Below are 22,060 nucleotides of genomic sequence, written 5' to 3'. Positions count from 1 at the left end.
GCACCGGAAGAGCTGCGCACCGTGGTATTTGAATCCGGTGCACTGCTGCCCACCAAGCACAAGGGCATGCTGCTAAACGTGCTGGATCTGGATCAGGCCACAGTGGAAGACATCATGATTCCGCGCAACGAGGTCATCGGTATAGACCTTGACAGTTCCGCGGATCAGATTCTGCAACAGCTGTCGGAAAGCAGTTACACCCGCCTGCCGGTGTATCGCGGTGACATCAATCATGTGGTGGGCATCCTGCACCTGCGTCGCGCCGCACAGATACTGCGCGAGGGTCCGGAATCCCTCACCGCAGAGAAGCTAAAGTCGCATCTGGACGAAACCTACTTCGTTCCCGAAGCTACGCCCCTGCCAACACTGCTAATGAACTTCCAGCAGAAGAAGCGCCGCATGGGCCTGGTGGTGGACGAGTACGGCGAGGTGATGGGAATTGTGACCCTGGAAGACTTGCTGGAAGAGATTGTCGGTGACTTTACCGCGAGCCCGGTTCCCAGCGACGACGAGGAAATCGTTGAACAGGAGGGCGGCTGGTATCTGGTGGATGGCGGCACGTCGATTCGCGACATCAACCGCACCCTGCACTGGGACCTGCCCACCGATGGCCCGAAAACCTTCAACGGTCTGATCATGGAGCACCTGGAAAGCATTCCCGAGGGCAATATCAGCCTGTATATCCAGAATTACCTGATCGAAATTGTGGAAGTTTCCGACAAGATGATTACCAGCGCGCGGATCAGAAAGGCCGGCGGCTAACCCTGGACAAATCCCCGCTTACACCAGCGCCAGCTGCCGCTGCACTGGCGCAAAACTCTTGCGGTGAATCGGTGTAACCCCCAACTGCGCCAGAGCCTCCATGTGCGCCTTTGTCGGGTAGCCTTTGTGGCCGGCAAGGCCGTACCCCGGATATTGCTGATCCAACAGCACCATCTCCCGGTCCCGCGTCACCTTGGCGAGAATGGATGCCGCCGCAATTGCCGCCACCCGATCATCACCCTTTACCACCGTATCGCAGGCGTAGTGCCAGTTAGGCTTGCGGTTTCCATCGACCAACACAAATTCAGGTTGCAGTGACAACTGCTCAACTGCGCGCTTCATTGCCAGCATGCTCGCATGCAGGATATTAATCTGGTCGATTTCCTCAACCGTCGCGCGGGCAATGGCAAAACTCAGCGCCTTTTCGCGGATCTCGTCAAACAAGGCCTCGCGTCTTTTTTCACTGAGTTTTTTCGAGTCCGCCAACCCCGCAACCGGGTTTTGCGGGTCCAGGATCACCGCAGCGGCCACAACATCGCCCGCCAGCGGCCCCCGCCCGACTTCATCGACGCCGGCGAGCAGTGTACCGGTATACGAACATACGTAGGGAGGCAGGGTAGAACTGGATTTCATGGGTATTCTATTCGTGTCGGGGAAGATAAATTCGTCGGGAAAAGAATTAGCTGTGCAGCAATTTGCACACGGCATCCGCGGCTTTTTCCGACGCATCACGGCGCAGCTGCTGGTGCAGCTCAGTAAACGCTCTGCGCAGGCGATCGCCGAGCAATGGATCCTCAAAATAATTCAGTAGCGCCGCACCCAGCGCTTCGGGCGTGGCGTCATTCTGGAGAATCTCCGGTACCAGTTCGCGCTGGGCCAGCAGGTTCGGCAGGGAAACCCAGGGGGTGTGCAGCATACGCGAGAAAATCGCGTAGGTGAGCGACGCCATTTTATAGGCCACCACCATGGGCTTGTTCATCAGCATGGTTTCAAGGGTGGCGGTGCCGGACGCAATCAACACCGCATCTGCGGCAGCCAGTGCCTGCTGGGAATTGCCATCCAGAACGGTCACAGGGAGCGCATCGATTCCTGGCAGCTGGGACAGCTGCTGCTCGATTTGGACCTTGCGATCCGAGCTCGCCGCTGGCAATACGAACTTCAGGTTCGGGCGGCGCTGGTAACACCAGAGCGCGGTCTGCAGAAATAACGGCCCCAACAACCGGACCTCGCCGCCGCGACTGCCTGGCAACAGTGCCACGACCTCATCCTGCGGGGAGAATCCGAGCGCCTGCCTCGCCGCAGGAACATCTACGTCCAGGGGAATTTCATCGGCCAGTGGATGGCCAACGAACGTCACCGGCACCTTATGTTCGCGATAAAATTCCGCCTCAAACGGCAACAGCGTGAGCATATGATCCACCGCGCGGGCGATTTTCTTGATGCGCCCCTGTCGCCAGGCCCATACGGAAGGGCTGACATAGTGCACCGTGGGAATACCGGCCGAGCGCAGCGCCTCTTCCAGCCCCAGATTAAAGTCTGGCGAATCAATACCAATGAAAACATCCGGCGGGTCCGCGAGAAAATTCTCACGCAGGGTGCGGCGGATCCGGAGCAGTTCCGGCAGCCGCTTTAGCGGCTCCACCAGCCCCATGACCGAGAGGCGTTCCATCGGGAACAGGGATTCTGCACCCAGCGCCTGCATGCGCGGGCCAGCGATACCGCGAACCTCCACCGTAGAAAAACGCTTCTTGAGCGCTGCAATCAGGCCCGCACCGAGAATATCTCCCGAAGCTTCGCCCGCCAGCATACCGACACGCAGTGTGCGCGCTTCCACTAACGACGGCCTCAACGAACGATGCCGCGGGTGGAATTTTGCAGAGAGTCGATCCACGGCTGTATTACCGCCGACTCCTGGCGCAACTGCAGCAGTGACTCCAACGCCTCATCGGTGGTCAAACCGCGGCGGTAAACAATCTTGTAGGCACGATTGATCAGCGTGATGTCGTCGCGGCTGAATCCCCGGCGGCGCAAACCTTCCGCATTGATGGTCTTGGCCTCGGCGGGATTGCCGGTCACCATCACATAGGCCGGCACGTCCTTGCCAACCCCGCAACCCATGCCGGTAAACGCGTGTTCGCCGATCGTGCAGTACTGGTGGACGAGGGTGTAACCACTGAGGATAGCCCAGTCCCCCACATACACATGGCCCGCAAGTGCCACGTTGTTGACGAGAATGGTGTTATTGCCGATCACACTGTCGTGGCCGATATGGGCATAAGCCATCAGCAGATTGCCATTGCCGATGGTGGTTTCACCGCGATCCTGTACCGTACCGCGATGAATGGTGACACCCTCGCGAATCACATTGTCATCGCCAATCACCAGCGTGGTCGGCTCACCCTGATATTTCTTGTCCGGGGTATCCTGACCCACAGTGGCAAACTGGTATATGCGGTTGTTCTTTCCCAGCCTGGTCGGCCCGCTGAGCACAACGTGAGAAGCGATGTCACATCCATCGCCGATCTCTACATCTGGCCCGATTATGCTGTAAGGGCCGATTTGCACGCCTTCGCCAATTTTTGCCGAGTCATCGACAATGGCGGTCGGGTGAATCCTGGTCTGCATTCCGTGGTTTTCTCCTCACCGATTCGGGCCACACAAAAAATCGTACATCCGATTATTGCGCCCCGTCATTCACAGGCTATGGCTCAGATTTTCTTTACCGCACACAGAATATCCGCGGAGGCTGCCAACTCTCCATCGACACTGGCCCTGCCGGCAAACTTCCAGATGCCCCGGCGCTCGGAGACCACTTCAGATTCGAGCTGCAGGCGATCCCCCGGGATGACCTGGCGCTTGAAGCGCACATTGTCGATCCCCGCAAACAGGTACAGGTAACCGTCTTCCGGCTTCTGCCCCAGGGTTTTAAAACCGAGAATACCGGACACCTGGGCCAGTGCTTCCACGATCATCACACCCGGGAAAATCGGCATTTCCGGAAAGTGGCCATTGAACACTTCCTCATTGATAGAGATGTTCTTATAGCCTTTGATCGACTTACCCTTTTCCAGCTCGACAACACGGTCCACCAGAAGGAAAGGATAGCGGTGCGGAAGATATTGACGAATTTCCTGTACGTCCATCATGACGAATTGTCCCCAGAAACCACTTCGGGGCGTCGAACGCCCCGAATTTGCTTAAAAAATCTGACTGATTGAAACCGGCAAGGTGCGGAATCTATTCCATATCACCTTGCGGTGTATTGTTTGCCACCTGTCCAAGACTAGTTGCAAATGCTTTTTCGAGCTCGCTCAGGCGACGGGCCATCTGATCCAACTGCCCGAAGCGCACCGCGTTTCGCCGCCATGAGCGGCTGTCGGAAAACGGCGTACCACTGGAATAGGAACCGGCCTCATCTATGGATTTGGTCACCAGCGAGCGGGCGGTAACATGACTGCGGTCGGCAATGGTGACGTGACCGACGATGCCGGCACCGCCAGCAATGGTGCAATGTTTGCCGATGACGGCACTGCCGGCCACCGCGGAACACGCAGCCATGGCTGTGTAGTCACCGATTTGCACATTGTGCGCGATTTGCACCATATTGTCGATCTTGACCCCACGGCCAATTACTGTGTTGCCAAGCGCTCCGCGGTCAATGCAGGTGCAGGCTCCAATCTCTACCTCGTCGGCAATTTCCACGCCACCCAACTGGTGGATTTTGGTCCACTGCCCCTGGTTAGGCGCAAAACCGAAACCATCGGCGCCGATCACCGTGTTGCTGTGTACGCTACAGTCAGCACCGATAAAACAGCCGTGGTAAATGACGACATTGGGGAAAAGCCGTGAACGTGCGCCGATTTCACTGCCCTCACCCACCACACAGCCAGCTCCAATCACAGCGCGCTCGGCAACCCTGGCATGGGCCTCGATGACAGCACCGGGACCGATATACGCCGTGGAATCTACTTCCGCACTAGGGTGTACAGAGGCACTTGCGTCGACGCCGGCAGCATATTGCGGGGTCTTGTCGTAGATCGCGGTCGCAAGTGCAAACGCGTGATATGGGTTTGCCACCACCAGCGCGGTTACCGGGCAGGATACCGCCAGCTCTTCCGTCACCAGCACGGCACAGGCCCTGGTGCCAGCGAGAAACCGCCGGTAATTGGCGCTGGCGAGAAAACTGACCTCGTTTTCACAGGCATCCTGCAGGGTGTTGAGCCCCACAGGTACCTGATCAGCACTGGCATCTTGCGCCAGGCGCAACTGGGCGCCCAGCGTTTTAGCCAACTGAGCCAGCGTTGGCTGCTCGTTCATGGACTTCGTCACTTGCGGAAAATTACTTCGCGGCGTTCAGGCGCTTGACCAGCTCTTCGGTCAGGTTGGCATCAGTACCTGCATATACCGCGGCGCTGGCATCCAGCACCAGATCCAGCTTGCGCTCTTTGATTACGGCTTCCAGCGCCTCTTTGGCTTTCGGCAGCAGGTCTTTTTGCAGATCCTGTACAGCCTGCCCCTCCATTGCGCGCAGCTTTTTCACGGCAGTTTCAAAGTCAGAGCGCTTGAAATTCATCTTGCGCTGTTCCTCAGCCTTTTTTTCTTCAGACCAGGTCACGCCATTTTTCTGCGCGTCTTCCGCCATTTTCTGCACTTCCGCGCGGATGCTTTCCGCGCTGTTTTGCAGCTGGGAGTATTCGGAGCTGGTCTTGAGTGCGTTGATTTTCGCGGTCGCCTTTTCGGTACTCATGATGGCAGCCTGGATATTCACTACGGCAACCTTGGTTTGCGCAGAGGCAGCACCGGCAAACAACAGACCCGCCAAAATAATTGCAGTGGCTTTAACAAATTTGATCACGTTTATTCTCCGTAACTCGTAAGTTTCTGGCGCCTCTAAAGGCACACATTATTATCAAAACAGCCTGCCACCCCGTACAAAACCCCAAACGGGAGCGGCGACATTACCCTCGATTTAGAAGCTGTTACCCAGCGAGAACTGGAACACTTCCACATCGTCATCCTCGTTTTCACGCAGCGCCTTGGAAAGACTGAATGTGAGCGGACCAAACCCGGTAATCCAGGTCAGGCCAATACCGGCAGAAACGTTGAGGTAATCGACGTCAATATCGTAACAGTTAAGCTGCGTGGTGCCACAGCTGCTGCTGAAAACATTGCCCGCGTCGATAAAGAATGCCGACTGCATCGAGCGCTGATCCTTTACAAACGGAATCGGGAAGATCACTTCTGCACTGCCTTCAACTAGCATGTTGCCACCGAAAGGATCGGGGCGGCGACCGGAAGAATTCGTTACCAACTCTCCCGTATCTGCATTCAGTACGTAGCAGCGTTTGGTGACAATACCGTCGGCATCCACCGCACAGTTGACATAGTCGTAGAACTCCGCCGGAGTGGAGCGCGGCCCGAGGGTGTTGCGCTCAAATCCGCGCACGGAACCAAAGCCACCGCCATAGAAGTTCTCAAAGAATGGCAATTGATCGGTATCGCCGTAACCTTCTGCATAACCGAGACGGGTGCGCAGACGCAGGGTGAGGTCCTTGGTCAGCGGGCGGAAATACTGCGCGGTGTAGATGAACTTGTAGTACTCGAGGTCACTACCGGGCAGCGCAATCTCCATGGACGCTTGTTGCGAGGCACCGCGAGTGGCAAGAATACCGCGGTTAAGGGTGGAGCGCGCATAGGACGTGGTGAGCGACCAGGTATCAAATGCATCCCCGTACACGTCGACGAAGCCATCGTAATTCGTGTTCAGGAGGTTCGGATCCAGCGGATTGCTGAGATCGAGCGCCTCACCGGCCGCAATCGCCGCAGCCAATTCGGTCCGGACCACCTCTCTGTCAGAATTGAAAATGTCACTATCAATTCCGGTAACTGGACGCGGACTGGAGATGATTTCCTGTACCGAACCGCTGCCGGTACTGAGCTCCAGATGGTTGAACCCCACATTCAGGCCGATTCGAGAAATCTCCGAAATCGGATAACCGAAACTCAGCCCCGCACCGTAGGTAGTAGTGTTATAGCTGGACAGGTTGATCTCGGAGTAGTCGCGCTCCTGATAGAACACGTTGAAACCGCGGCTGACACCATCCGGGGTGAAGTAGGGATCGGTGTAGGAAAAATTCACCACGGTCTGGTAGCGGGACGTATTCACCGCGAAACCGACGGATTTACCGGTACCGAGCCAGTTGTTTTCCTGCACGTTGGCACCGAGCACCAGGCCACTGCCCTGGGCATAACCGACGGTGCCGCCGATGGAGCCGGAAGGCTGCTCCTCCACGGTGTATTCCACATCGATCTGGTCGGAGGTACCGGGTACCTCGGCGGTTTCCACCTGCACTTCCTTGAAGTAGCCGAGGCGCTCGAGGCGCACTTTGGACTGTTCGATACGTGCAGAGGATGCCGAGGCGGATTCCATCTGCCGCATTTCCCGACGCAGCACGTCGTCGGAGGTGCGGGTGTTACCACGGAAATTGATGCGGCGCACATAGGCGCGCTTACCCGGATCAATAAAGAAGGTGACCTTAACGGTTTTGTCTTCTTCATTCGCTTCCGGCATACCGTTTACTTCCGCAAAGGTATAGCCCTCATTACCCAAACGCTTGGTAATGTAGTCGGAAGTGGTGGTCATCAGGACCTGGGAAAACGTCTGTCCCTTGCGCACCAGCAGCAGGCGGCGGATCTCCTCTTCGGAGACTACCGGATCACCGGCCAGCTCCACATCGGACACCGTGTAAACATCGCCTTCGGTGATATTGACGGTAATGAAAACACTTTTCTTGTCCGGGCTCAGGGACACCTGGGTAGAGTCGATCTTGAACTCGAGGTAGCCGCGGTCGAGATAATAGGATTCCAGGCGCTCCAGGTCGCCGGTCAGTTTCTCGCGGGAATATTTGTCGTCACTGTTCAGCCACGACAGCCAGCCGGTGGTCTGCAGTTCGAAAATTTCGCCCAGCTCTTCGTCGGAGAATGCCTGGTTGCCGACCACGTTAATGTGCTTGATCGCCGCAACAGAGCCCTCGTCCACTACAACTTTTAGCTCAACCTGGTTGCGCGGCAGCTCTTTCACTTCGGTTTTCACGCTGGCGCCGTAGCGGCCCTGGGCCACATACTGACGCTGCAGCTCTTGGGCCAGGCCCTCCAGCGTTGCACGCTTGAAAATCTGCCCCTCGGCGAGACCGTTGTCGTTCATCCCCTTCAACAGGTCTTCGGTCTTGATCGCCTTGTTGCCGGTGATTTCGATCTTGGAGATGGCCGGACGCTCGCGCACCGTGATAACCAGTACACCGTTCTCACGACCGATCTGGATATCCTGAAAGTATCCAGTGCGGAACAGCGCACGGGTCGCGCTCTGGATTTCCACGCTTTCAACCTGATCGCCCACACGTACAGGCAGTGCTGCGAACACGGTACCGGCGGAAACCCGCTGCAGACCCTCTACGCGAATATCGTTGACCACAAACGACTGGGCATAGGCGGTAATTGGCAGAGCCAGGCCGAGCGAAGCCGCTTTCAGGAAATTTTTCATCTACTAATTCCGAGTTTTTATTCGCAATTCCAGCCGGGCCTCGGGCCCGTTCAATTCTGTTGTGCCCTCAGGCACCCAAATCAGACACCTAAAGTCGGAGAATGTCGTTGTACAGGGCCAGCGCCATGATCCCCAGCACCATGGCCATTCCCACCTGCAGGCCAATCATCTGCACGCGCTCAGACACCGGCGAGCCCTTGATGGCTTCAATACCGTAGTAAAGCAGGTGTCCGCCATCCAATACCGGGATGGGCAGCAGATTCAGCACGCCGAGGCTGATACTCAGCAGCGCCAGTAATGACAGGAATGACTGCCAGCCGGCGTTCGCCGAAGTGCCGGCCACTTTAGCAATGGTAATTGGGCCGCTCAAGTTGCGGGTCGAGAGCTGCCCGAACAGCAATTTTTTCAGGCTGTCGAGGGTGAACAGCGTCTTGCTCCAGGTTTCCTCGAGTCCTTTTTCCAGCGCACTCAACACGCCATAGTGGTAGCGACGCACCTTGTCCTCCGGCCAGGAGGCACCGACCGGCGCCACGCCGACGCGCCCGATCTGCTCGCCGTTGTCCAGTTTGACCAGATCCGGGGTGACGGTAAGCACCTGTTCCGCACCATCCCGCACCACCGTTATCTGTACCGGCTGCTGCGGGTGCGCCTTGATGTAAGAGGTCCAGGCGTCCCAGTTGTCGAATTCGCGCCCGTCGGTCGCCACGATTTCATCACCGGGCTGCAGGCCGCCCTGCTCTGCGGGGCTTCCGGGCATCACCTGGGACAGCTTCATGCTGGCCTCAGGCACCCACAGAGAAACACCGATTTCCTCCAGCGGGTCAGGTACTTCTTGGCCTGCCAGCCAGCGGTCGATGTCCGCATACATGTGGTATTCCAGGGAAGAATCCGGATAGCGCACGGAAAATTTGATATCACCGGTGTCCCCCAGGCGATTGGCCAGGCGCCAGTTCAGGGCCTGCCAGGTAGGTGTGGGGTGATCATCTACCGAGACGATTTCCTGGCCTTGCTCGAGGCCGGCAACCGCAGCCAGGCTGCCCGGCTCCACTTTGCCGACCACCGGCACTGGGCCGGAAGTGCCGCCTAGGAAAACGCCCCAGAACAGCACAATCGCGAGAAGAAAGTTGGCAATGGGGCCCGCCGCGGCGATTGCCATACGGGCCCACACGCTCTTGCGGTTAAACGCACGATCCAACTCTTCCGGCGCCACCACCCCTTCGCGCTCGTCCAGCATCTTGACGTAGCCGCCCAGGGGGATTGCGGAAAGGGTGAACTCGGTGCCGTGGCGATCATAGCGGGAAACCAGGCGACGGCCGAAGCCGACGGAAAAACGCAACACCTTGACCCCGCACCAGCGCGCCACAATAAAGTGGCCGAACTCGTGGAAGCTCACCAGTACACCGAGGGCTACCAGGGCCCAGACTGCAGTCTGTAAGAAATCTAGCATGGGGTCAGTTTACATTGATCTCGTTTGCGGGCGCTCTGCACCCGTACGGGCGCCATACAGTTCTTCCAACACCTCGGCTGCCCGTTCACGAGCATTCTGATCAGCCAGTTCGACTACATCCAGGCCCGTCAGTTCAACCACTTCTGTGGTTTTCATCACCTTTTCGATGAGCCGGGCGATCCCGGTGAACGGCAATGTGCCAGAGAGGAAGGCATCTACAGCAACTTCATTGGCGGCATTCAACGTGGTCGGCGCACTGCCGCCGGCCTCCATCGCTTCCCGCGCCAGACGCAGACACGGAAAACGCGACTCATCCGGAGCCTCGAAATCGAGCCGCCCCTGCGCAATCAGGTCCAGTGCCGCAACACCGCTGTCGATACGCTCAGGAAACGCCAGCGCGTGGGCAATCGGCGTGCGCATATCGGGGTTGCCCATCTGCGCCAGCAGCGAGCCATCCCGGTACTGCACCATCGAGTGCACAATGCTTTGCGGGTGCACCACCACCTGAATATCCACCGGTGTGGCGTGGAAAAGATAGCAGGCCTCGATGAATTCCAGCCCCTTGTTCATCATGGTGGCGGAATCCACGGAAATCTTCCGTCCCATGGACCAGTTCGGGTGCTTGCACGCCTGCTCCGGCGTCACCGAATCCAGCGCCGCGACGTCTGTGGTGCGGAAAGGACCACCGGAACCGGTCAGCAGTATACGTTCGACGCCGGCGCGATCCAGGTTTTCGCAGGGATAGGGGAGGCACTGGAAAATGGCATTGTGTTCGCTGTCGATCGGCAGCAGCTGCGCGCCACTCTCCGCCAGCGCGGCCATAAACAGCGGCCCAGCCATCACCAGGGATTCTTTGTTCGCCAGCAGCACTTTCTTGCCCGCGCGCACCGCAGCCAGTGTCGGCTTGAGGCCCGCAGCCCCCACGATGGCGGCCATCACTACCGCGACCTCATCGTCTGCTGCCACCCGGCACAGCGCGTCGATCCCCCACAGGACCTCGGTGGTGAGATTATCCGCCTGCAGCGCCTGCCGCAGCTGCGTAGCCTTATCCTCGTCCAGCACCACCGCATAGCGCGGGGAGAAACGCCGACACTGCTGCGCCAGCTCCTCGACGCGGTCGCGGGCGGTAAGCGCGAATACGGAATACTTTTGCGGGTGGCGTGCCAGTACATCCAGGGTACTGACACCGATGGAGCCGGTGGACCCGAGCACACAGACAGGTTGTGGGGTCGTGGAATGCATTGAACGAATTACCTCTGCGGCACCGAAGCACACCGCAGCAAGCGGGTGCCGGAGCCGATTCTCGTCAGCAGTATTGATAGCAGGCGCTTTATTGACAATGGATAGCGCGGTCTACTGGTCGTCACTTACAGGTACTTGTGCAGCTCGCTGGCCAACGCCGCCATGGTGAAGACCGGCAGGGCTGCGGTGAGACTGTCGAGTCGATCCAGGATGCCGCCGTGCCCTGGTAAAATCCGGCTGCTGTCCTTGATGCCACGGTGGCGCTTGAACATGCTCTCCACCAGGTCGCCGATTACCGACGCCAGCGCAGTAACCAGTACACCGAAGGTAAACAGCGCGGTGTTTTTCGCCGGCAGTTCAAATGCATAGGAAACCAGCAGCGCCAGAACCAGACAAGCCGCGAGGCCACCGAAAAATCCCTCCCAGGACTTACCCGGGCTCACCTCGCGGGCGAGCTTGTGTTTGCCGTACTTGCGGCCGACAAAATAGGCCCCGACATCCGCGGCGACCACGATCGCTACCACGAACAACACCAACCAGGCGCCGTGTTCGAGTCCCTGCAGGATAACCACCGACAGCCAGGCGGGAACCAGCACCACCAGGCCGATCAGCCCGCGGGCCCAGCGATTCCCCCAGAGCATGGCGCTGGCGGGGTATCCCTGAACCCACAGAAATGCGAGTGCCCACCAACCACAGGCCACCACCAGAATCTGGCGCGCGCGGTCAACATCAGGGTTTGAGAAATCAAAATTGAAAACGTAACGGGCAGTGCCAACGAGTGCGGCGCCGAGGGCGCCAAGGAATACAAACCGCAGCGCGCGATTCAGATTGGAAAGGTTCGCCCACTCCCAACCACCCAGAAGGATGATCGCCGCCACCACGATGGCGAACCACTGCATGGGCACGAAGAACAGCAGCCCGAGGAACAGAGCAACCAACACCAGCGCGGTAATTATTCTTTGTTTTAGCACCGTTTAACCCTTGATCAGTTCAATCTGGCAACCGGTAAAACGCACCTGCAGCATCCATCGCAAACGTATGCTTCACGTTTGCTTTTGCAATCAGGCCTGCGCTTCCAGTCCATCTTCTTCACTGCGGCCACCATAGCGGCGATCGCGCTGGCGAAAAGCCGCTATGGCCTCATCCAGCTCTTCGACCCCGAAATCCGGCCACAACGTATCGGTAAAATAAAATTCGCTATAAGCAGCTTGCCAGAGGATAAAGTTGCTGATGCGCTGCTCCCCACTGGAGCGGATCAGCAGATCCACCGGCGGAAGGTCCGCCAGTTGCACCCGCTCAGCAAGCGCCGCCTCGTCTATGGAATCCACAGAGCGGCGACCGCTGGTCACCTCTTCCGCCAGTGCGCGGGCAGCCTGGGCGATATCCCACTGGCCGCCGTAATCTGCAGCAATCACCAGCGTGCCACGCTCGCCACCCCGGGTCATCGCTTCAGCTTCCGCAATGGCCCGCTGCAGCCGCGGGGAAAACCGGTCGCGACGACCGATCACCCGCAACTCAACCCCCTGCTCCTGCATCCGCCGCGCTTCGCGCCGCAGATAGGAGTGAAACAGGGTCATCAACAGCTCCACCTCTTTCGGTGGGCGCTGCCAGTTCTCACTGGAGAATGCGAACAGCGTGAGTGCCTCGACGCCGCGCTCTTTACAGGCCTCGATCAGATCCCGGATCCGCTCGACACCCGCCTTGTGCCCGGCAGACGGCGACAGCCCCTTGCGTGCAGCCCAGCGACCATTGCCATCCATGATGATGGCAATGTGGCGCGGTCCCGCAGGTTCCCGTCCCGTCACACCCGTACCGCTCACAGACATCAGATTTCCATCAGATCCTTTTCTTTTGCCGCCAGTGCTTTCTCCACTTCGGCAACGTACTTGTCGGTCAACTTCTGGATCTCGTCGCCTGCGCGGCGCTCATCGTCCTCGGAAATTTCTTTCTCTTTTTCCAGAGCCTTTACTTCTGCCAGCGCATCGCGGCGCACATTGCGGATCGCCACTCGCGCGTTCTCCGCCTCGCCCTTCGCCTGGCGAATGAAGTTCTTACGGGTTTCTTCCGTCAGCATTGGCATCGGGATGCGGATCACGCTGCCAGCAGTGCTCGGGTTCAGGCCGAGGTCGGACTTCATGATCGCTTTTTCGATGTCCGGCACCAGGTTCTTTTCCCACGGGGTGACAGACAGGGTACGCGCATCTTCCACAGTGACGTTGGCCACCTGTGACAGCGGGGTATCAGAACCGTAGTAGGAAACCATAACACCATCGAGGATGCTCGGGTGCGCACGGCCGGTACGGATCTTGTTGAAGTTACTTCCCAGCGCTTCGATGGATTTTTTCATGCGCCCTTCGGCGTCTTTTTTGATGTCGTTGATCACTGATTCACATCCTCTTCAATAAGTGTGCCCTCTTCGCCGCCCACAACGATGTTCAGCAGTGCACCGGTCTTGTCCATCCGGAATACCCGCACTGGCATATTGTGTTCACGGCAGAGGCAGATTGCCGTTAAATCCATAACCCCGAGCTTCTTGTCGAGCACCTCGTCGTAGGTGAGGCGGTCATAGCGGGTGGCATCGGGCACCAGTTTCGGGTCGGCAGAGTATACGCCGTCCACCTTGGTGGCCTTGAGCACCATTTCCGCTTCAATCTCAATACCGCGCAGACAGGCGGCGGAGTCGGTGGTGAAAAACGGGTTACCGGTACCGGCGGCGAAAATCAGCACCTCGCCCCGTTCCAGGTAACGGATGGCGGCGCGTCGGTCGTAGTGGTCGACGATGCCGCTCATCTGGATCGCGGACATGACCCGCGAGGAAATATTCGAGCGCTCCAGCGCATCGCGCAGCGCCAGCGCATTCATGACCGTAGCCAGCATGCCCATGTGGTCGCCGGTCACGCGGTCTAGGCCGGCGGCATTCAACGCCGCGCCGCGGAACAGGTTGCCACCGCCGACCACCAGGCCGACTTGCACACCTATGCCCACCAGCTGGCCGATCTCCAGCGCCATCTTGTCCAGTACTTTGGGGCTGATTCCAAACCCCTGTTCGCCCATCAGCTCTTCTCCGCTGAGCTTTAACAGGATTCGCTTGTACTTACGGTCTTTAATACCTGGCATCCCTTGTTCCTCAACTGTCACGGGCTAAATTCTGGGTTGAGACGCAAATCCTGTTCCGATTCACGCCCGCCGAACATTACAACAAATTCGGCGCTTTACCTATGGCTTTGCCCAGCGCGGGGGTCACTGAACTTTAGATTCGGCTACTCCAGCAACCAATCGTTCAATTTGCAACCAGCGCATTTACGGCAAGCCAGATACTAGCGCGGGGTGCCCCGGTGACATTCTGACGAACACACCGGGAACACCCCGCTGGTGCCAGCGACTCAGCATCGCCGGCAATCAAGGCATCAGGAGCTGGATTTGACCTGCGCAGCTACTTCCGCTGCGAAGTCCACCACTTCCTTCTCGATACCTTCGCCTACTTCGAAGCGCACAAAGCCCAGAACATCCGCGCCCGCGTCCTTGGCCAGTTTGCCAACGGTCACGTCCGGGTTCTTGACGAAAGGCTGCTCTACCAGGCTGTTTTCCTTCAGGAACTTGTTGATACGGCCGCCCATCATCTTCTCGACGATTTCGGCAGGCTTGCCCGCCATATCCGGCTGAGCCTTGATGATTTCCTTCTCTTTCTCAACAACTTCCGGAGCCATGTCTTCCGGCTTCACAACCTGCGGGTTGGATGCGGTTACGTGCATGGCGATATCGCGCGCGAGCTCCACGTCGCCGCCGCTCAGGGCAACCAGAACCGCAAGGCGGTTATTGGAGTGTACGTAGGCGCCCACAACCGGAGCTTCTACCAGCTGGATACGACGAACACCGATGTTCTCACCGATTTTCTGTACCAGCGCTTCGCGGTCGGCTTCCAGCGCGCCTTCCATCAGCGCAGCAACGTCCTGCTGGCGCTCGGCGAATGCCTTGTCCACAACCTTGGCAACAAAGCCCAGGAAGTTGTCGTCGCGCGCAACGAAGTCGGTTTCGGAGTTCACTTCAACCAGAACACCGTAGCTGCCATCTTCGGCAACCTTGGCTGCAACAACGCCGTCAGCGGCGGTGCGGCCAGCTTTCTTGGCGGCCTTCAGGCCAGATGCCTTACGCAGGTCGTCGATCGCTTTTTCGATGTCACCATCTGCCTCGGTCAGTGCCTTTTTGCACTCCATCATCGGCAGGCCAGTGCGCTCGCGCAGTTCTTTTACCATTGACGCGGTAATCGCCATGATTCAATCCTCGGGTTCAGATTCAAATTCTTTGATGGATTTGAAAAAAAGGGGCCAGATAAGAGGCCCCTTTTCCCTGCAGCGTAACTCAGATTTGTTACACCGCCAGTAGCCTTGCGGCTTATTGCGCAGCGGCTTGGTCGTCGCTGGCTTCGACGTACTCGCTCGGAGCAGCGCTGCCACCCGCGTTCGCAGCACCAGCCAGTACGGCGTCGGCTACGGCAGTGGTGTACAGCTTGATCGCGCGGATGGCGTCGTCGTTACCCGGGATAATGTAGTCAACACCTTCCGGGCTGCTGTTGGTATCAACGATACCAATAACGGGGATACCCAGCTTGTTGGCTTCCTGAATGGCGATGCGCTCGTGGTCAACGTCGATCACGAACAGCGCGTCAGGCAGACCGCCCATGTCCTTGATACCACCGATGGAGCGCTCGAGCTTCTCCATGGCGCGGGTACGCATCAGAGCTTCTTTCTTGGTCAGCTTCTCGAAAGTACCGTCCTGGGACTGAGCTTCCAGATCGCGGAAACGCTTGATGGAAGCGCGGATGGTTTTGTAGTTGGTGAGCATACCACCCAGCCAGCGGTTGCTGACGTAAGGCTGACCTGCACGCTCCGCCTGCTCTTGAATGGCCTTCTGCGCAGCGCGCTTGGTGCCTACGAACAGAACCTTCTTCTTCTGTGCAGCCATACCCTTGATGATCTGCAGAGCTTCGTTGAAGGCAGGAACAGTGTGCTCCAGGTTGATGATGTGAATCTTGTTGCGGGCACCAAAGATGTATTGACCCATCTTCGGGTTCCAGTAGCGAGTCTGGTGACCGAAGTGGACACCAGCCTGCAGCATATCGCGCATGCTTACTTGCGGCATAATAAACCTCAATTTCAGACGGAGGTGGCGGATTCGTTTGCGTTCCGACCACTTCCCGGGTTGCATCCTCCATATACCCCATTCACCAATCCCCCCGTCAGCAGCCAAAGCCGTGACCGCGGAGACACCCAGGCGAATGTGCCGGTATATGTGCGGCGTTTGTATGGAACCGGGCGCAAGCCACGTATTCCAGATGATAGTTTTCGCTCGGGACATGCCCAAAGCGGCGCGCTTTATACCACATCCCCCCGATTGCTGGAAGCGCAAACACCGCCAGCGGCCAGCAGTCGCCCCGCTGAATCCTGCGGTGGGCAGTGACGGAAGCCGGTGCAACGGCGCTCTGATGCCGCCGGGCGGCAATTCCGCTACAATACCGCGCCGCAACCGGCGGTCGGACACAACCGCCCCGGGCAAAGCACATCGACCGAGCAACGAACGAGTTATCTGGAAAGCTTCATGACCAATGCCGTAAAGACACCGGAACAGATCGCCAAAATGCGCACCGCGGGCCGCCTGGCCGCAGAAGTGCTGGAGATGATTGGCGAGTATGTAGTTCCCGGCGTCACCACCGAGGAACTTGACCGACGCTGCCATGACTATATCGTCAACGTACAGCAGGCCATCCCCGCCTGCCTCGGCTACCGCGGCTTCCCCAAGTCCATCTGCACCTCGGTGAATGAAGTCATCTGCCACGGTATCCCCTCGGAATCCAAGGTTTTGAAAAAGGGCGATATCATCAATATCGACGTGACCGTCATCAAGGATGGCTGGTACGGCGACACCTCCAAGATGTACTTCGTTGGAACCCCCGCCGCCCATGCGGAGCGCCTGGTCAAGGTCACCCAGGAGTGCCTGTACAAGGCGATAGAGATCGTGCGCCCAGGCACCACCCTCGGCGATATCGGCCACGTGATCCAGCAGCACGCCGAGAGCAACTATTACTCGGTGGTGAAAGACTTCTGCGGTCACGGCATCGGCGAGGTTTTCCACGAAGACCCGCAGATCCTGCACTACGGCAAGCCCGGCACCGGACAGGTGCTGGAGGAAGGCATGACCTTCACCATCGAACCCATGATCAACGCCGGCAAGCCCGGCAGCCGCGTGCTGCGCGATGGCTGGACTGCCGTGACCGTAGACCGCCGCCTGTCCGCACAGTGGGAGCACACCATGGTGGTCACCGGCACTGGCGTTGAAATCCTGACCGCGCGCAAGGAGGAGTCTTTCTAAGCCACCTCGCCTCGAGGCGGCAAAACCGCGCGAACATGGCCTGAAGCGGCCAGGGAAGGAACAACCGGCACACGCAAGAGCCCTGTGCCGAACCGGAATCTATATCGATGAATTCCATGCAGCTGGCCCAGATCCCGCATTTTGAAAAGCCCCTGTTTTTCTTCGACCAGTCGCGCTTCCGCCGCGACCTCGAAGAGGGCGCGCGCCCGCGCCTGGAAATCTTCCGCGACGCAGTCGGTGCCGCCAACACCCAGATGGCCAGGCGCTTTCGCGAGGGTGAGGACGTCCGCACCCTGGTTTACGAGCGCGCCCTGTTCGTGGACTGCCTGCTGCACTACGCCTGGTACCAGTACCAGTGGCCCCAGAATATCGCCCTGCTGGCGGTGGGCGGCTACGGCCGCGGCGAGCTGCACCCTAAATCCGATATCGATCTGCTGATCCTGAGCGACGACAAGCCAGACGCCAAAGTGGTCGACAATATCGAGCGCCTTGTCGCCTTCCTGTGGGACCTGAAACTGGATATCGGTCACTCCGTGCGCACCATCGAGCACTGCGTGGAAATGGCCGCGGCGGATATCACCGTCGCCACCAACCTGCTGGAATGTCGCACTGTGGTCGGCAATCCCGCCCTGTGCGAGGCCCTTACCGAACGCATGACGCCGGATGACCTGTGGCCCGCGGACAGGTTTTTCCAGGCGAAATTTGAGGAGCAGGAAGAGCGCCACCGCAAGCAGCGCGGCGCCGAGTACAACCTCGAACCCAATATCAAGAACGCCCCCGGCGGCCTGCGGGATATCCAGACCATCAACTGGGTGGCCAAGCGCTATTTCCAGGTGCGCACCCTGAAGCAGCTGCAGGGCAAGGGTTTTTTTACCGAGCAGGAATTCGCCATCCTGCAGTCCGGTGAAGACTTCCTGTGGCGGGTGCGCTACGGCCTCCACCTGCTGGCGGGACGCCCGGAAGAGCGACTGCTGTTTGACTACCAGCGCGAGCTGGCGCGGGAGTTCGGTTACAAGGACAACGAATCTCACCTCGCCGTCGAACAGTTCATGCACACCTACTATCGCATCGTGATGGCACTGCGGGAGCTGAACGATGTACTGCTGCAGTTCCTCGACGAGGTGATCCTGCAGCGCGGCAAGCACCTGCCGGTAACTCCGATCAACGAGCGCTTCCAGTTGCGTGGCAACACCATCGAAGCGGCGGTGACCCGCACCTTCACCGAGAACCCGTCGGCACTGATGGAAATTTTCGTGCTGATGGCGAAAAACCCGGAAATTCACGGGGTGCGCGCCTCTACCATCCGCCTGATCCGCGAGCACCGCCACCTGATCGACGACCAGTTCCGCGCGGACCCCACCAACGCGCGCCTGTTCATGCAACTGCTGCGCAGCCCCCGCGGCCTGTCCACCCAGCTCACACGCATGACCCGCTACGGCATTCTCGGCCGCTACCTGCCGGAGTTCGGCCGTGTCACCGGGCAGATGCAGCACGACCTGTTCCATATCTACACCGTGGACGCCCACACCCTGCAGGTGGTGCGCAACATGCGCAGCTTCCGCGGCGACGACGCCTGGGAAAAATTCCCGCTGGCGGCGGAAATCCTGTCGCGTATGCGCAAGCCGGAACTGCTGTATATCGCCGGCCTGTACCACGATATCGCCAAGGGCCGCGGTGGCGACCACTCCAAACTGGGCGTGGTGGATGCGGAAGCCTTCTGCCAGCGCCACGATCTCTCCGCCCGCGACACCCGCCTGGTGTGCTGGCTGGTGGAAAAGCACCTGCTGATGAGCGCCGTATCGCAGAAGCAGGACATCACCGATCCGGAAGTGGTGCACGCCTTCGCCGCCGAAGTGGGCGACCGCGAACACCTGGATTACCTCTACGCGCTGACCGTGGCGGACATCAATGCCACCAACCCGGACCTGTGGAACAGCTGGCGCGCCAGCCTGATGCGCCAGCTGTATCAGTACACCCAGCGCGCCCTGCGCCGCGGTCTGGAGAACCCCATCGACCGCGACGAGATTTACGAGGAAACCCAGGCACAGGCGCGCAACATGCTCCGCGCCATGGGCATTCCCAGCAATGCGGTGGAAGATATCTGGTGCGAAATGGGTGAGGACTATTTCGTGCGCGAGAGCGCCGACAACATCACCTGGCACACCGCCGCCATCTATCAGCTGCAGAAAGATCCGCAGCGCGACGCCGACAGCGACACCCTGGTGCTGACCCGCAACTCGGGCCCAGGCGAACACGACGGCGCCACCGAAGTGTTCGTTTACACCCCCGATAGGCCCAACGTGTTCGCGGCGGTGGTGACCGGCCTCGACATGCTGAACCTGAATATCCACGACGCGCGCCTGTACAGCTCTGCCGGCGGCTACACCCTGGATACCTTCTATGTGCTGGACGAGTGCGGCCAGCCGCTGCTGGACGAACCCCAGCGCCTGGAACAGATCCGCAACACCCTGCAGAAAGAACTGAAGCTGGTGGAGGACTACTCCAAGGTCATCAAGCGCCGCACCCCGCGCCGCCTGAAAATGTTCCACCTGCCGAGCCAGGCCCACATTTCCACCGAGCCGGAAGATACCTACAGCACGCTCGAAATCATCAGCGCCGACCGCCCCGGCCTGCTGGCGCGCATCGCGAGGATTTTCATTACCCACGATCTGCGCCTGCACAACGCCAAGATTTCTACCCTGGGCGAGCGGGTCGAGGATATTTTCCATATCACCGATGCCGACGACGAGCCACTCACGGACCCGGCACTGATCGAACTGCTGGAACAGGCCATCTGCCAGGAACTGGACGCACATCAGGCGACACTGCCGCCGCAGCCGTAATTGGCGAGCAGTAACGAACACAAGCGAATACACAGACGCAAAATTATGAATCCGAATTTGCAACAGCTGCAGCCCTACCCCTTTGCCAAACTGGCAAAATTGAAAGCGGGCATTGACGGGCCGGCGGAGCTCGCCCACATCGCGCTGTCCATCGGCGAGCCCAAGCACACGCCGCCAGCCTTTGTGCGCGACGAACTGATCGACAACCTCGACAAACTCGCCGCCTATCCCCTCACCAAGGGCATAGACCCGCTGCGGGAAACCGTCGCCCAGTGGCTGTGCAAGCGCTTTCAGTTAACCGCACTGTGTGCCGACACCCAGGTAATACCGGTCAACGGCACCCGCGAGGCCCTGTTCGCCTTCGCCCAGGCGGTGGTCTCGCCGGGCTCCACAGTGCTGATGCCCAACCCCTTCTACCAGATCTACGAAGGGGCCGCGTTTCTCGCCGGCGCCACGCCGCACTTTATCAATTGCAGCGCGGAGACCGGTTTCAAACCGGATTTCAGTTCTGTGCCGGAATCCGCCTGGGCAGCCTGCGATCTGCTCTACCTGTGCACCCCCGGCAACCCCACCGGCGCACTGCTGGATATCGACGACCTCAAGCAACTGATTGCACTGGCGGACAAATACGATTTCACCATCGCCTCCGACGAATGCTATTCCGAACTCTATTTTGACGAGGGCAATCCGCCCGTCGGCCTGCTGCAGGCCTGCGCGGAACTCGGCCGCCACGACTACCGCCGCTGCGTGGTCTTCCACAGCCTGTCAAAGCGCTCAAACCTGCCGGGGCTGCGCTCCGGTTTCGTCGCCGGCGACGGTGAGATCCTGGAACAATTCCTGCTCTATCGCACCTACCACGGCTGCGCCATGCCGGTGCCAACCCAGTACGCGTCCATCGCCGCGTGGCAGGACGAGCAGCATGTGAAGGAGAACCGCGAACTGTACCGGCGCAAGTTTGACGCCGTACTGGAAATTCTCGGCGGCTGCTTGGACGTACAGAAACCGGAAGCGAGCTTTTACCTCTGGCCCAAAGTGGGCGACGGCGAAACCTTCGCCCGCGAACTGTTCCGCCAGCAACACATCACCGTACTGCCCGGTGCCTACCTGGCCCGCGAAGCCGGCGGTGTAAATCCCGGCGCCGAATATGTCCGCATGGCACTCGTCGCCACCCTGGATGAATGTATCGGAGCGGCGAAGCGCATTCGCAACTTCTGTCGCTAGTTAATTTTTAGAAGCCTGCCAGCAGGCAAACAATATGACGGTAAAAAACCTACTCAAACAGGAGCGGGTAGACTACATCCAGAACCGTCTGGAAGAGCTCTACCCGGAAACTCCGGTACCTCTCGACCACTTCGACGCCTACTCGCTGCTGGTGGCGGTACTGCTGTCCGCACAGTGTACCGACGAGCGGGTAAATCAGGTGACGCCGGGGCTGTGGAAGCTCGCGGATAACCCCCACGATATGGCGCAGGTGCCGGTGGAGAAAATCCGTGAGGCGATCCGCCCCTGTGGCCTGTCGCCGCAGAAATCCAAGGCGATCCAGAAGCTTTCGGAAATTCTGGTGAACCAGTACCACGGCAAGGTACCGGAAAATATGGCGGCACTGGAAACGCTGCCGGGAGTGGGACACAAAACCGCGAGCGTGGTGATGTCCCAGGCCTTCGGCCACCCGGCCTTCCCGGTGGACACCCACATCCACCGACTGGCCCAGCGCTGGGGGCTCACCTCCGGCAAAAACGTGGTGCAGACGGAAAAGGATCTGAAGCGCCTGTTCCCGAAAGACAAATGGAACAAACTGCATCTGCAGATCATTTTTTACGGTCGCGAATTCTGCTCCGCTCGCGGCTGCGACGGCACCGT

Annotated in this window: 20 protein-coding genes; 5 read left to right on the top strand and 15 right to left on the bottom strand. The window is 59.0% G+C overall.

Features of this window, described 5'->3' with window-relative positions:
- A partial coding sequence (locus VIL80_RS03715; RefSeq protein WP_332034814.1) for a transporter associated domain-containing protein occupies positions 1 to 762 on the top strand: 762 nt, incomplete at its 5' end.
- An 18-nt stretch (positions 763 to 780) separates the two neighbouring features.
- Here the strand turns inward: VIL80_RS03715 and rnhB are convergent.
- The 15 genes from rnhB to rpsB form a co-directional block, all read right to left on the bottom strand.
- On the bottom strand, positions 781 to 1,395 hold the full coding sequence (rnhB, locus tag VIL80_RS03710; RefSeq protein WP_332034813.1) for a ribonuclease HII: 615 nt from the start codon (positions 1,393 to 1,395) through the stop codon (positions 781 to 783).
- Positions 1,396 to 1,441: 46 nt separating this feature from the next.
- Positions 1,442 to 2,569: a lipid-A-disaccharide synthase gene (gene lpxB, locus VIL80_RS03705; protein ID WP_332034815.1), complete on the bottom strand. Its 1,128-nt coding sequence runs from the start codon at positions 2,567 to 2,569 to the stop codon at positions 1,442 to 1,444.
- 38 nt (positions 2,570 to 2,607) lie between these two features.
- On the bottom strand, positions 2,608 to 3,387 hold the full coding sequence (gene lpxA, locus VIL80_RS03700) for an acyl-ACP--UDP-N-acetylglucosamine O-acyltransferase (protein WP_332034812.1): 780 nt from the start codon (positions 3,385 to 3,387) through the stop codon (positions 2,608 to 2,610).
- 83 nt (positions 3,388 to 3,470) lie between these two features.
- Entirely contained in the window at positions 3,471 to 3,908 is a 438-nt protein-coding gene (gene fabZ, locus VIL80_RS03695) for a 3-hydroxyacyl-ACP dehydratase FabZ (protein WP_332034811.1), read from the bottom strand.
- A 91-nt stretch (positions 3,909 to 3,999) separates the two neighbouring features.
- Positions 4,000 to 5,079: a UDP-3-O-(3-hydroxymyristoyl)glucosamine N-acyltransferase gene (gene lpxD, locus VIL80_RS03690; protein ID WP_332034810.1), complete on the bottom strand. Its 1,080-nt coding sequence runs from the start codon at positions 5,077 to 5,079 to the stop codon at positions 4,000 to 4,002.
- Positions 5,080 to 5,101: 22 nt separating this feature from the next.
- Positions 5,102 to 5,617, bottom strand: a complete 516-nt coding sequence (locus tag VIL80_RS03685) for an OmpH/Skp family outer membrane protein (RefSeq protein ID WP_332034809.1) — start codon at positions 5,615 to 5,617, stop codon at positions 5,102 to 5,104.
- Between the two features lie 114 nt (positions 5,618 to 5,731).
- Positions 5,732 to 8,302, bottom strand: coding sequence for an outer membrane protein assembly factor BamA (bamA, locus tag VIL80_RS03680; protein WP_332034808.1), 2,571 nt, complete (start codon positions 8,300 to 8,302; stop codon positions 5,732 to 5,734).
- A gap of 88 nt (positions 8,303 to 8,390) precedes the next feature.
- The gene (rseP, locus tag VIL80_RS03675; protein WP_332034807.1) at positions 8,391 to 9,749 is read right to left on the bottom strand and encodes an RIP metalloprotease RseP; all 1,359 of its coding nucleotides are present in this window, start codon (positions 9,747 to 9,749) and stop codon (positions 8,391 to 8,393) included.
- A gap of 9 nt (positions 9,750 to 9,758) precedes the next feature.
- Entirely contained in the window at positions 9,759 to 10,991 is a 1,233-nt protein-coding gene (gene ispC, locus VIL80_RS03670; RefSeq protein ID WP_332034806.1) for a 1-deoxy-D-xylulose-5-phosphate reductoisomerase, read from the bottom strand.
- Positions 10,992 to 11,116: 125 nt separating this feature from the next.
- Positions 11,117 to 11,962, bottom strand: a complete 846-nt coding sequence (locus VIL80_RS03665) for a phosphatidate cytidylyltransferase (protein WP_332034805.1) — start codon at positions 11,960 to 11,962, stop codon at positions 11,117 to 11,119.
- Between the two features lie 90 nt (positions 11,963 to 12,052).
- A complete protein-coding gene (uppS, locus tag VIL80_RS03660; protein ID WP_332034804.1) occupies positions 12,053 to 12,817 on the bottom strand; it encodes a polyprenyl diphosphate synthase in 765 nt (254 codons plus the stop codon).
- Positions 12,817 to 13,374, bottom strand: a complete 558-nt coding sequence (gene frr, locus VIL80_RS03655; protein WP_332034803.1) for a ribosome recycling factor — start codon at positions 13,372 to 13,374, stop codon at positions 12,817 to 12,819. The genes uppS and frr overlap by 1 nt, the downstream gene beginning before the upstream one ends.
- A complete protein-coding gene (gene pyrH, locus VIL80_RS03650; protein ID WP_332034802.1) occupies positions 13,371 to 14,108 on the bottom strand; it encodes a UMP kinase in 738 nt (245 codons plus the stop codon). The genes frr and pyrH overlap by 4 nt, the downstream gene beginning before the upstream one ends.
- Before the next feature lie 290 nt (positions 14,109 to 14,398).
- Positions 14,399 to 15,262 (bottom strand): translation elongation factor Ts, encoded by an 864-nt coding sequence (gene tsf, locus VIL80_RS03645; protein ID WP_332034801.1) that lies wholly within the window; start codon positions 15,260 to 15,262, stop codon positions 14,399 to 14,401.
- Positions 15,263 to 15,383: 121 nt separating this feature from the next.
- Complete coding sequence (gene rpsB, locus VIL80_RS03640; RefSeq protein WP_332034800.1) at positions 15,384 to 16,130, bottom strand: 30S ribosomal protein S2; 747 nt, start codon at positions 16,128 to 16,130, stop codon at positions 15,384 to 15,386.
- 456 nt (positions 16,131 to 16,586) lie between these two features.
- Between rpsB and map the strand changes: the two genes are divergently transcribed.
- The 4 genes from map to nth form a co-directional block, all read left to right on the top strand.
- Positions 16,587 to 17,357: a type I methionyl aminopeptidase gene (gene map, locus VIL80_RS03635; protein ID WP_332034799.1), complete on the top strand. Its 771-nt coding sequence runs from the start codon at positions 16,587 to 16,589 to the stop codon at positions 17,355 to 17,357.
- A 107-nt stretch (positions 17,358 to 17,464) separates the two neighbouring features.
- Entirely contained in the window at positions 17,465 to 20,200 is a 2,736-nt protein-coding gene (locus VIL80_RS03630; RefSeq protein WP_332034798.1) for a [protein-PII] uridylyltransferase, read from the top strand.
- A 45-nt stretch (positions 20,201 to 20,245) separates the two neighbouring features.
- Complete coding sequence (gene dapC / locus VIL80_RS03625; RefSeq protein ID WP_332034797.1) at positions 20,246 to 21,421, top strand: succinyldiaminopimelate transaminase; 1,176 nt, start codon at positions 20,246 to 20,248, stop codon at positions 21,419 to 21,421.
- A 34-nt stretch (positions 21,422 to 21,455) separates the two neighbouring features.
- Positions 21,456 to 22,060, top strand: a 605-nt coding sequence (gene nth, locus VIL80_RS03620; protein ID WP_332034796.1) for an endonuclease III, incomplete at its 3' end; no start/stop codon positions are given.

The sequence above is a fragment of the Microbulbifer sp. genome, assembly GCF_036563125.1.
Taxonomy (GTDB): Bacteria; Pseudomonadota; Gammaproteobacteria; order Pseudomonadales; family Cellvibrionaceae; genus Microbulbifer.
The sequence above is the reverse complement of the archived record's forward strand: the minus strand, read 5'-3'. Positions and strand labels throughout refer to the sequence as shown.